The 10,621-nt window shown below is 65.4% G+C and carries 14 protein-coding genes and 1 pseudogene; 4 read left to right on the top strand and 11 right to left on the bottom strand.

The annotated features are described in order from the left end of the window. A pseudogene (locus tag ACYVII_RS15020) lies at positions 1-127 on the top strand (IS630 family transposase); the annotation flags it as partial. A 163-nt stretch (positions 128-290) separates the two neighbouring features. Further along, positions 291-1,160 (top strand): SDR family oxidoreductase, encoded by an 870-nt coding sequence (locus ACYVII_RS15015; RefSeq protein ID WP_460536508.1) that lies wholly within the window; start codon positions 291-293, stop codon positions 1,158-1,160. Between the two features lie 117 nt (positions 1,161-1,277). Here ACYVII_RS15015 and ACYVII_RS15010 read toward each other — a convergent pair whose 3' ends face one another. The 4 genes from ACYVII_RS15010 to ACYVII_RS14995 are packed head-to-tail and all read right to left on the bottom strand — an operon-like array spanning position 1,278 to position 3,714. Further along, positions 1,278-1,889 (bottom strand): cation diffusion facilitator family transporter, encoded by a 612-nt coding sequence (locus ACYVII_RS15010; RefSeq protein ID WP_460536506.1) that lies wholly within the window; start codon positions 1,887-1,889, stop codon positions 1,278-1,280. Further along, on the bottom strand, positions 1,886-2,305 hold the full coding sequence (locus ACYVII_RS15005; protein WP_460536504.1) for a hypothetical protein: 420 nt from the start codon (positions 2,303-2,305) through the stop codon (positions 1,886-1,888). The genes ACYVII_RS15010 and ACYVII_RS15005 overlap by 4 nt, the downstream gene beginning before the upstream one ends. Positions 2,306-2,364: 59 nt before the next feature. Further along, complete coding sequence (locus ACYVII_RS15000) at positions 2,365-3,030, bottom strand: cation diffusion facilitator family transporter (RefSeq protein WP_460536502.1); 666 nt, start codon at positions 3,028-3,030, stop codon at positions 2,365-2,367. 60 nt (positions 3,031-3,090) lie between these two features. Beyond that, positions 3,091-3,714 carry an NAD(P)-dependent oxidoreductase gene (locus tag ACYVII_RS14995; RefSeq protein WP_460536500.1) on the bottom strand — a complete coding sequence of 208 codons (624 nt, stop codon included), beginning with the start codon at positions 3,712-3,714 and terminating at the stop codon, positions 3,091-3,093. Between ACYVII_RS14995 and ACYVII_RS14990 the strand changes: the two genes are divergently transcribed. Next, positions 3,713-4,357, top strand: a complete 645-nt coding sequence (locus ACYVII_RS14990; RefSeq protein WP_460536498.1) for a TetR/AcrR family transcriptional regulator — start codon at positions 3,713-3,715, stop codon at positions 4,355-4,357. The genes ACYVII_RS14995 and ACYVII_RS14990 overlap by 2 nt on opposite strands. A 229-nt stretch (positions 4,358-4,586) precedes the next feature. Here ACYVII_RS14990 and ACYVII_RS14985 read toward each other — a convergent pair whose 3' ends face one another. Next, positions 4,587-5,153 carry a YbhB/YbcL family Raf kinase inhibitor-like protein gene (locus ACYVII_RS14985; protein WP_460536496.1) on the bottom strand — a complete coding sequence of 189 codons (567 nt, stop codon included), beginning with the start codon at positions 5,151-5,153 and terminating at the stop codon, positions 4,587-4,589. A 45-nt stretch (positions 5,154-5,198) separates the two neighbouring features. Further along, the gene (locus ACYVII_RS14980; RefSeq protein WP_460536494.1) at positions 5,199-6,368 is read right to left on the bottom strand and encodes an MFS transporter; all 1,170 of its coding nucleotides are present in this window, start codon (positions 6,366-6,368) and stop codon (positions 5,199-5,201) included. Positions 6,369-6,458: 90 nt separating this feature from the next. Here ACYVII_RS14980 and ACYVII_RS14975 point away from each other — a divergent pair, with 90 nt between their 5' ends. Beyond that, a complete protein-coding gene (locus ACYVII_RS14975) occupies positions 6,459-6,914 on the top strand; it encodes a MarR family winged helix-turn-helix transcriptional regulator (protein ID WP_460536492.1) in 456 nt (151 codons plus the stop codon). A 78-nt stretch (positions 6,915-6,992) separates the two neighbouring features. Here the strand turns inward: ACYVII_RS14975 and ACYVII_RS14970 are convergent, their stop codons facing one another. The 5 genes from ACYVII_RS14970 to ACYVII_RS14950 all read right to left on the bottom strand — a co-directional run bounded on the left by ACYVII_RS14970 (position 6,993) and on the right by ACYVII_RS14950 (position 10,619). Next, on the bottom strand, positions 6,993-7,133 hold the full coding sequence (locus ACYVII_RS14970; protein WP_460536489.1) for a hypothetical protein: 141 nt from the start codon (positions 7,131-7,133) through the stop codon (positions 6,993-6,995). A gap of 281 nt (positions 7,134-7,414) precedes the next feature. Further along, entirely contained in the window at positions 7,415-8,788 is a 1,374-nt protein-coding gene (gene dnaB / locus ACYVII_RS14965) for a replicative DNA helicase (RefSeq protein ID WP_460536487.1), read from the bottom strand. Positions 8,789-9,342: 554 nt separating this feature from the next. Further along, the gene (rplI, locus tag ACYVII_RS14960) at positions 9,343-9,795 is read right to left on the bottom strand and encodes a bL9 family ribosomal protein (protein WP_460536484.1); all 453 of its coding nucleotides are present in this window, start codon (positions 9,793-9,795) and stop codon (positions 9,343-9,345) included. Between the two features lie 9 nt (positions 9,796-9,804). Beyond that, positions 9,805-10,068 carry a 30S ribosomal protein S18 gene (gene rpsR / locus ACYVII_RS14955; RefSeq protein ID WP_170025587.1) on the bottom strand — a complete coding sequence of 88 codons (264 nt, stop codon included), beginning with the start codon at positions 10,066-10,068 and terminating at the stop codon, positions 9,805-9,807. A gap of 56 nt (positions 10,069-10,124) precedes the next feature. Beyond that, on the bottom strand, positions 10,125-10,619 hold the full coding sequence (locus ACYVII_RS14950; protein ID WP_460536482.1) for a single-stranded DNA-binding protein: 495 nt from the start codon (positions 10,617-10,619) through the stop codon (positions 10,125-10,127). Positions 10,620-10,621 lie beyond the last annotated feature (2 nt).

The following is a 10,621-nucleotide window of genomic DNA, read 5'->3' as shown; positions in this document are numbered from 1 at the left end:
AGACCTCCGCGACTGGGTCACCGCCTGGAACGAGAACCCGAAACCGTTCATCTGGACCAAAACCGCCGAAGACATCCTCGACTCCATCGCCCGATACCTGAAACGAATTAACGGATCAGGACACTAGGACAGGCCGCCGGGAGTACTCCATCGGTGAATCCGTAACTATCAGGCGACGCGCTGAAACTGGCATCCACGTCAGTAACTTACCAAAAGGTGGGTACCTCAGATCGGGAAGTAATGCGTCGGTGAGCGGGTTCTGACCAGTGACCGATCGAAAGGAACCTCTCATGACCATCGTCATCACCGGTGCAACCGGGCACCTCGGCCACCTCGTCATCGACTCGCTGCTCGAGCGCGGAGTCCCCGCGTCGCACATCCGGGCGACGGGCCGCAACACCGAGCGCTTGGCTTCGTTCTCCGCCCGCGGCATCGAGACCGTCTTGGCCGACTTCGACCGCCCCGAGACCCTGGTGCCGGCATTCACGGGTGCGGAAGCGGTGCTGCTCGTCTCGGGTTCGGAGGTCGGCAAGCGCGTCGACCAGCACCGCAATGCGATCGACGCCGCGCGCAAGGCGGGAGTCGGCCGCGTCGTGTACACGAGCGCGCCGCATGCGACGGACAGCGACCTCGTACTCGCACCCGAGCACGCGGAGACAGAACGGCTTCTGGCGGCCTCCGGGCTGCCTGTGACCATCCTGCGCAACAACTGGTACACGGAGAACTACGCCGGCACGCTCGAAAGCGCGGCGGCCACGGGCGAGATCATCGGCAGCGCCGGAACCGGACGAGTCGCCAGCGCTTCGCGTCGCGATTTCGCCGATGCGGCCGCGGTCGTGCTGACAACCCCCGGTCATGACGGCGCTGTCTACGAGCTGAGCGGCGACGTCGCGTGGACGTTCCACGACCTCGCCCGGGCCGCCGGACCGCTGCTGGGTCGCGAGGTTCGCTACCGGGATGTAACGCCCGAGGCGCACGCGGCCATCCTGACCGCAGCGGGTCTCGACGACGGCACGGCGGGATTCGTGGTCGCGCTCGACGGCAATATCCGCGACGGAGCCCTCGCCGATGTCACCCCCACGCTCAGGGACCTCATCGGCCGGCCGACCACTCCGCTTGCGGAGGGCTTGGCCGCGACTCGCGAAGAGAACGCCGCGTAACCGGATCACTCGGCGCTCTCCGGACGCCTCCGGCAACACCGGCCACCCTCACCATCGAATGACCTTCGGTCGCGAGAATCCGTGGTCGGTCGCCGGTGGATCCAGCACCCGCCGCGCTCATGGGTCTGGTTCAGTCCGTGTTGTGCGGTAAATGTCGATGGCTTCACGGACCGCGTAGTACACGATGACGAGGGAGGCGGCGGAGTCCGCCCACCACCATCCGAGCACGGTGTTCAGCAGCACACCGAGGAGGACAGCGCAGGCCAAGAGCCCGTCGATCATCGTCACGTGCCCTTCGGTGCGCAGCACGGGATTGTTCAGGGCACGCCCTGTTCGGGTCTTCAGCCCGGCGAGTGTGAACATGCATATTGCGGTGATGGCAGTCCAGACGATGCCGGCGATGCTGGCGCCGGGCCGGTGCCCGGTGAGGAGAGCGATCGCGGTCTGCACCAGGAGGTAGACCGCCAGTGCGATGAACGCTGCACCGATCAGTCGCAGCGCGATCCGCTGGCGTTGCTCGCCGGTGCCGGACAGTTCCCACAGCACGACGACGCTCGCGCCAATCTCGATGAGAGAGTCCAGGCCGAACCCGGCCAGAGCGACCGAACCCGACGTGATCGCCAGAACGGCCAGCACGACGACGCCGACGACGTTCCACGCCAGCGTGATTCCCTCCAGGACGAACCCGGTTCGGAGAAGTCGGGCATGAGCGTGTCTGGTCCCTGTCATTGATCTTTCTGTCGTGTTACGGGAGCCGATGTCCGGCGCCGGGCGTCGGTTCCTGGCGGGAAGAAGCTCCGGATCGGGAGCAGAAGACCGATCAGTGAGAGGGCGATGAATGCGTACTGGTGGACATGATCGGTTCCGGGCGGCAGGCGGAAGATCAGGTGGGCTGCCCAGAAGACGGGATAGAACCAGATCGCCCACCACGCCCAAGTCTCACGTCGTCGGTAGGGGATCAGTGTGAGCAGGCCGCCGTATAGGCCGAGCCCGATGCAAGCCAGCCCGTCTGCGATGTAAAGCAACTGGCCGGCGCCCGATGGGACGGCGATCACGATCACGCCGAACGCGAGGATGCCGAGGCTGACGACCGCCAGGCAGATCCAGCCGATGCGTAGGAGAACGATGTCGGTTTTCTGACTCATTACCGCGGAGTCGGTCCACGGCATCCTGTTCCCCCTCTGCGTGGGTGTCTCCGGGGCTGTTAGTCGTCGTCGAAGTCGACGTCTTCGCCGCGCAAGGCCGCCACGGCCTTGATCAATAGTCGCACCGCGGCGATCGCGATGACAGCGGAGATGATCAATGCCAGCACCGGGTCCAGCCAGTACAGGCCTCCCGTGGCCAGGATGATGACCCCGGCGATCGCGACGCCCGCGGCCGCGGAGGCGTCCGCGAGGGCGTCCAGCAGAACTGAACGCATGTGCAGATCCTCGGAGGCGGCCGAGGCGCCCAGCACCCAGGCTCCGGCCAACATGACCAGGATCGTGATCACGGCCACGATCACCACCGGCAGCCCCTCCACAGGCGATGAACCGGCCAGCAGCCGCGCCGCCGCCTCGATCACCACTGAGGCCGTGACCGCCAGCAGCAGCACTGAGTTGATCAATGCCGCAATGGCGATCGGCCGGTGCGCCTGCGGGTGGTCCGGGTCGCGATCGCGCACCGTCACCGCGATCAGTCCGATGATCAGCCCGAAGCAATCACCCACCGTGTCGGCTGCCGCGGCGAGCACACTCACCGAGTTCGCGGCAATGCCGACCACGGCCAGGGCGAGGATCAGTGCGGCGTTCAGTCCCAGCACGATCGACAGCCGCCGGCGCTGACTCCACCGCGATGTCCTACCTCGGCTTTCCAGCCCCGCGTTCCGCACCTGGCGATCATAGGCAATGCGGTATTTCCGTGTACGGATGCCGCCGAGGAGCCGAGGCTTCTAGCCGGTGATGAAGATGGCGTGGCGCGACCAGTCAGAACGTGCTAACGCGTCGATGGCCGCCCGGCCCACGGTGTCAAACCTGGTGTTGTAATGCCACCAGACCGCACGTTCGATTCCGCTTCGGTAACGGGGTGAGCCTTCGCCCGTCACCAGGCGAGAGGGCCGTAGCAGGGTCCATTCGGTGCTGCTTGTCCGGATCACGTCTTCCATCGCACGCGTGTCCACGTTGTTGGCTTTCAGTATTCGCTCCAGTAGAGGCTTGGCGAGGTATCGAGACACGGGATCATCCCCGGCGACGTACGCAGCGGCGGCCGAGATCGCCACCAGGCGTTGCACGCTCGCGACGGCCATGGCTTCGACGAGCGCGGCTGCGCCGTCGCGGAGCAGCGCGGGATCATCCTGGCCTGCAACGTGCCCGACACATGACACCACAGCACCGGCGCCGTGGATCGCCTCGGCCAATGCGGCGGTGTGGCGAGCATCAGCGACGGCAATCATCGTGCCCGCCGGAGCCCTTGCCTGATCGCGTACGACCGAGACAACGTCGTGTCCCGCGGCAAGGGCGTGTTGTACGGCGGCACTTCCCGAGCGTCCGGATGCGCCAAGGACGGCAACGCGCATGGAGTTCTCTCAATCAATGGTGAGTGAATACTTACTTACTATGATATTCAACATGGCTTCTCTTTCCTCCGTCAAGCCGCCTCGTGAACGCATCCTCGATGCCGCCTTCGAGGTGATGCATTCGCTGGGATTGGCGAAGGCGACCACGAAGCAGATCGCGCTCCAGGCCGGCTACTCGGAGGCCATGCTCTACAAGCACTTCGCGGACAAGCAGGAGCTCTTCCTGGCAGTTCTGCAAGAGCGCATTCCGCAAGCCGCTATCAGTGCAGCGGCAGGTGAGGGCGACCTGGTCGAGAACCTCACCGTCCTCGTTGAAGATCTGATGAGTTTCTTCGTCGCGGCGTTCCCGATCGCAGCCTCAGTGTTCAGTTCCCCTTCGCTACTACGTCAGCACCGTGAAGGCATCGCCGAGCGCGGCCAGGGTCCTGATAAGCCGGTTCGTGCGGTGGAGGCATATCTCAAGGCCGAGCAGGCATCAGGCCGTATCGCCCCGGGCGCTGATTGTGCTTCGGCCGCTCGCCTCCTTGTCGGTGCTGCGTTCCACCAGGGCTTCCTCGCTGCGTTCGCCGGCCACGAGACGGTCGACGATGCGCCCGACGTCGCGCGCGGAATCGCACAATCCCTCGGGCGCAGCCTCACCTGACAAGATCACGCCATCGCCCGACAGGTACATGTAGGTCCCGCGTCGGGATGTCGGTGATCGCCGGAGGTTCAGCGGGACTTGGCGGCGATATCGAGCACGGATTCCGCGCGAGATGGCGCATTCCTACAGAAGATATCGGCCACCATGTTTCACAAGGGGGCACGCTCACGAGCGCCTGTACGCGGCGGGCCCGTGCGGATCGAGTTGTGTGGATGACTCGTCGGCTGGGTTAGCGGATTTCGTAGATGCCGTCGAGTCGGGCGCGGGCGATGACGTGGCCGGCGATGGCCTTCAGCACGTCGTCGAGGGTGTAGGTGTCGGGCAGCTCGAGTCGCTGATCGAGGGCGAAGAGCTGAAAGGCATAGGTGTGAGGTCCGTGCGAGCGCATAGGTAGGGGGCCGATGTAGCCACGGTGGCCGAGGGCGCCTTTGCCGTGTGTAAGTCCGGGAACGCTGCTGGGGTGGGCGAGGCCGTTCTCGGGGATGCCCCCGAGGTCGGGGGCGATGCCGATGGCGAGACCGTGGGTGGCGGGCTTGCCGATCGGGGCGTCGGGGTCTTGCACGATGAGCACGAGCTCCGCGCTGCCTGCCGGAGGCGGTGTCCAGGCGAGGGCAGGTGAGATGTTCGGACCGCGCAGATGCCCCCGGTGGCGTTCGGGAATGGAGGTGCCGTGCTGGAACGCGGGGCTGGTGAGGGTGAAGCTCTCAGGTGCCTGCATGTCCGGGCGCCCCCAGGCGAGTCTGTGCTCTCCGGCATGGCGATTGCGCAGCAGGACGCCGAGGGGGTTGGCGGGCATGGTTCCATCTCTTTCTGCCTGTTTCAGGCCTGATTGGTGGGACGTTCAGGTGTGCAGCTGGCGGTCGAGGACCCAGAGCGCCATCGCGAGGACGCTGACGCTGATCATGATGAGCGCGATGAGGTGGAGGCCCGCATCGTTGACGCCGGTGCGGAAGACGATTCCGGTGATCGCGGAGGAGGCGATGGAGCCGATGTATCCGAAGGTGCGGAACAGTCCTGAGGCGACGCCGAGCTTTTCGGGTGGGGCTTGGGTGTAGAGGGCGATCTGGTTGCCGCTGGCCCCGGTACCGAGTGCGACGCCGACGAGCGGGGTGATCAGAACGATCCAGACAATGTTCGTGTCCGACGCGAACAACAACACGCTGGCGGAGCCGACCAGGCTCGCCAAGCCGGCGACGATGACGGGTCCGCGGACAAGGTTGCGGCGAGAGGTCGGCACGACTACGAGACCGGAGATGACGCTCGTCGGAAGAAGGAGCAGTCCTGCGCTGAGAGCGGTCGCGCCGTGCGCGGCTTCCAGCCATTGGCTGAGACCGTAAAGGACGATGTACACACACAGGGCGATGAGCGCATAGCGCAGGTACGTGCGGATCAGCGTCCCGTTGTGCACGAGCAGCCGCACATCCACGAACGGATGCTTCGCGCGCAGCTCCCAGAGGAGTAGCGCGGCGAACAGGACAACGGCCGCCACGAGGATGATCCAGTCCGGTTCGGGGAGCGAGAACAGGAACGCCAGCAGCGCGGTCATCGCCAACGCGAAGCCGATGATGCCGGTCGAGTCGACGCGGGAGACGACCTCATGGCCGTTCCGCGGCGCCTGCTGGGCCGGGTCGCGCGGAATCCAGATCAGCGCTGTGGTCAGGACGATAAGCGCGACGGGGACGTTGACGAAGAACACGGAACGCCATCCGGCGGCCTCGACGAGGACGCCGCCGATGGGCAGACCGAACGCGGCCGTGGCAAGGCCTGCGATCTGCAAACCACCGAGCACGCCACCTGGCGGACGGTCAAACCCGGCGGCCGCTGCACGCCGCGGGATGAGCATCATTGCCGTTGGGCACGCGCAGGAACTGCCCAGGCCGACCAGCGCGGTCGCGATCATCGAACTGTTGATTGCGTTCAACGCCGACCCCACGAACAACGGCGTGGTGAACCGCCACGAGAACGGCTTACCGGTCACGCTCGACGGGTTGGCAGTGATGAGTGATGTCATGGGACGCTCCGGCGAGGACGCATCGGCGATCGGGGGGAGATCCGGTGTTTAGGTGTACTAAAGACTTTCTATTAGGTAGACTAATAACTTATGGAGACGGATGCAAGCCTCGACCAATTCGGTACAGCGGAAGAGTCCGCGCTCGGCGCTCGTGTGCGATCGACGGTCGGGCAGCTCTACCGGCGGTTTCGTAGCGAACGTGCCGAAGGTGCCCTCGGCGACGCCGCACTTGAAGTCCTTACCTTCCTGCAGAAGAGCGGTCCGCACACCCTGACCGAACTCAGCGAACGCGGCCAGGTCTCCCCCGCATCGATGAGTCAGAGCGTGAACCGGCTCACCTCGGCCGGCTACGCTGTCCGCACACCCGATCCAAGCGATCGCCGGAAGGTACTGTTCAGCACCACCCCCGAAGGCGCCGAGCTGGCCGTCGCGACTCGCGCCCAGCGCAACGCCTGGCTGGATGTACAGCTATCCGCACTCAGCCCCGAGGACCAGAACGCAGTCGCTCGTGCCTGCTTTGTGCTCAGCACGATCGCCGACTCGTAGCTCCTGTCTTGGTCCATCTGCAAGCCAACCAGACGTCCGCCATCCGACGATCCGTCCGCGGGCAGTGCGGAGGCGTAGTCATCGAATGTGGTCGAATCCGACTTTGAGGCGGCGCAACTGGTAGTTCCAACGGGTCAGCCGTGGTTGCTCAAGCGCGAGCCCGCGGTCACTGGCGATCCATTCGATCACGTCGTCAGTCGTTCGCTCGTCGGTCTGCACCTGGGTGGCATAGTGAATCGCCCCGGGTTTACTGGAGGGCGGGTTTCTCCCAGCGCCGGCTGGTGCTGGGAATCCGTCTCACGGTAGTACTCGTTATCCTTCTCGATGGGTGTGAGGCGTCCGACTGCGGAGCGCAGCCGGTTCTCGTTGAACCAGTGCGGCCCGTCAACACCTGAGCGCTGGCCGCACCCCAATCGAATCTGGATACCGAGCAACCTGGCCGATCGGCCATCTGGCGGCCATCTTCCGTGGAATCGGCCATCTTCAAGCGGAACCTACAACTACATCGGCGCCATGTCGGCGAACCGCGAGAAGTGCCCCTGGAACGCGACCGTCACCGTGCGAGTCGGCCCGTTGCGGTGCTTCGCAACGATCAGGTCGGCCTCGCCGGCGCGGGGGTTGTCCTTCTCGTAGGCGCTCTCGCGGTGCAACAGGATCACCACGTCGGCATCCTGCTCGATCGATCCGGACTCACGCAGGTCGGCCAGAGCGGGCAGCTTGTCTGCACGCTGCTCGGGGCCACGGTTCAGCTGTGACAGCGCCACCACCGGCACCTGCAGTTCCTTGGCGAGCAGCTTCAGTGCACGAGAGAACTCGCTGACCTCCTGCTGCCGGTTCTCGACGCGCTTGCCGCTCGTCATCAGCTGCAGGTAGTCGATGACCACCATCTTGAGCCCGACCCGCTGCTTGAGCCTGCGGCACTTCGCCCGGATCTCGACCAGCGTCATGTTCGGGCTGTCGTCGATGTACAGGGGCGCGTCGTTGATGCGTCCACGCGTGGCGGCGATGGTCGTCCAGTCGCGCTGGTCGACCGTGCCCTTGCGCATGTTCTGCAGCGGAACGGATGCCTCGGCCGACAGCAGACGCATCGCGATCTCGCTGCGCCCCATCTCGAGCGAGAAGAAGATCGTCGGCAAGTCGTGCTTGATCGCGGCCGCCCTGGCGAAGTCCAGCGCGAGCGTGGACTTTCCGAGCGCGGGACGCGCCGCGACGATGACCATCTGTCCCGGATGCAGGCCATTCGTCAGCTCATCCAGGTCGGCGAAACCGGTCGGCACGCCGGTCATGCTGCCGTCCTTGTGCTTCGCCGCTTCGATCTCGTCGATGGCGGCGGTGACGGCATCCGTCAGCGGGATGTAGTCCTCGCTGTCGTTCGAGCCGGTCACCGAGTAGATCTCGGCCTGCGCCTCGTTGACGAGGTCGAGCACCTCGCCCTCGCCGTTGTAGCCCATCTGCGTGATGCGCGTTCCGGCCTCGACGAGACGGCGAAGCAGCGCGCGCTCGGCGACGATCTCGGCGTAGTAGCCCGCGTTCGCGGCGGTCGGCACCAGGCTGGTGAGCGTGTGCAGGTACTCGGGGCCACCGGCGCGGCTGAGGTCACCGGTCTTGGTCAGCTCGTCGGTGACCGCGATGACGTCCGTCGGCTCCCCGCGCGAGTACAACGACAGGATCGCCTCGTAGATCACCTCGTGCTTGGGAATGTAGAAGTCGCCGCCGCGCACGGTCTCGACGACGTCGGCCACCGCATCCTTGCTCAGCAGCATGCCGCCGAGGGCACTCTGCTCGGCGAGCAGGTCGTGAGGAGGGGTGCGCTCGGTGGAGCGGCTCTCGGATGCTGGCCGGCCATCTGCCAGACCCAGGTGTGCGATCGACACCCAGACCTCCTCCCTCATGACCGGCGTCTCCGACGGTGTTCCTGTTGCGGTGTGCGCTCCCCGTGTCGCTCGCCTTCTGCGGGCACGACGCGGCTGCGGTGGCTTCCGGCCGTGCTCTTACACGGTCTCAGCCACCCCCGACAAAGACCGCGATTCGCGTTCCGGCCACACACCGCGGTGCAACGCTGACCAACACTAGGGAGGGCGGATCATCCGCCACAACTTGCCCTGTGGATAACTTTGTGGAGAGTCTGGGCGAAACGCCGGGGGCGATGTGCAGAAGGTGTGAGTACATCTGGGGATAACTCACTGAATCACACGAGGATGTCTCCACTGATCAGCATAAAAGTTATCCCAGCCCTGTGTGGGAAAACTTGTTGGATGCCTGTGGCGACGACACTCCGCGACACTCCCGAGGTGTGGACAAACATTGCGGAAGAAGCGATCGGATGGTAGCTCCGATCCACGCTTGGCAAGCCCTCAAAAGGGTGCCGACGCAGACGAAACGGGCCGCATCCCACGAGGAGGATGCGGCCCGTTCTCGGCTCGGACGACTACTTGGCGGCGACCACCTGGAGGGTGATCGTAGCGTTGATGTCGTCGCGCAGCTTGATCGTGGCCTCGTGCTGCCCGACCGTCTTGATCGGTGCGCCGATCTCGATCTTGCGCTTGTCGACGGCGCCGATGCCGGCCGCCTCGACCGCTGAGGCGATGTCGGCCGTCTTCACGGAGCCGAAGAGACGACCCTCGGCGCCGGCCTTGACGGTCAGCCTCACCTTGGTGGCCTCGAGCTTCAGCTTGAGGTCCTGGGCCTCTTCGATGGTCGCGTGCTCGCGCGCGGCACGCGCGGACTTGATCTGCTCGACCTGCTTCTCGCCGCCGCGGGTCCACGCGATCGCGAAGCCCTGCGGAATGAGGTAATTGCGGGCGTACCCGTTCTTGACCTCGACGACGTCACCGGCCGAACCGAGGCCGGAGACCTCGTGCGTCAGAATCAGTTTCGACATGGGTGACTCCTAACGGCCCGAGCCTGCGTAGGGCAGCAGGGCCATCTCGCGGGCGTTCTTCACGGCCTTCGCGATGAGGCGCTGCTCCTGTACGGAGACACCGGTGATGCGGCGGGCGCGGATCTTGCCGCGCTCCGAGATGAACTTGCGCAGGGTGGCGACATCCTTGTAATCGATGACGCCGACGCGGACGGTCTTCGCCGGAGCGGCGTTCTTTCCGTCCTTACCCTTGCGGATCGGCTTGCGGCGGTCGCCGCTCGACTTTCCAGCCATGGTCTTTCCTTACTTGTGAGCGGATGCCGTCAGTCAGGCATCCGCAGAAGCGATTGTTAGAACGGGGTCTCGTCGTTGTAGCTGCCCGGCGCGTTCCACACGTCGGAGCTCGAGTCGGACCCCTGCGGGGTGGATGGCGCCCACTGGTCGTCGCTGGGTGCACCGCCGATGCGGCCGCCTCCCGACGACTGAGCGCGCGTGACGGACGCGGTGGCGTAGCGCAGCGACGGCCCGATCTCGTCGATCTCGAGCTCGATCGAGGTGCGCCGCTCGCCTTCCTTCGTCTCGTACGACCGCTGCTTGAGACGCCCGGTCGCGATGACCCGCGAGCCCTTGGTCAGCGATCCCGCCACGTGCTCGGCGAAGTCGCGCCAGACGCTCGCGCGCAGGAACAGGGCCTCGCCGTCCTTCCACTCGTTCGCCGCACGGTCGAAGGTGCGGGGAGTGGATGCGATGGTGAAGTTGGCAACGGCCAGCCCGTTCTGCGTGTAGCGCAGCTCCGGGTCGGCGGTGAGGTTGCCCACCACGGTGATGATGGTCTCGCCAGCCATGG

Source organism: Humibacter ginsengiterrae, assembly GCF_054780115.1.
The sequence above is the reverse complement of the archived record's forward strand: the minus strand, read 5'-3'. Positions and strand labels throughout refer to the sequence as shown.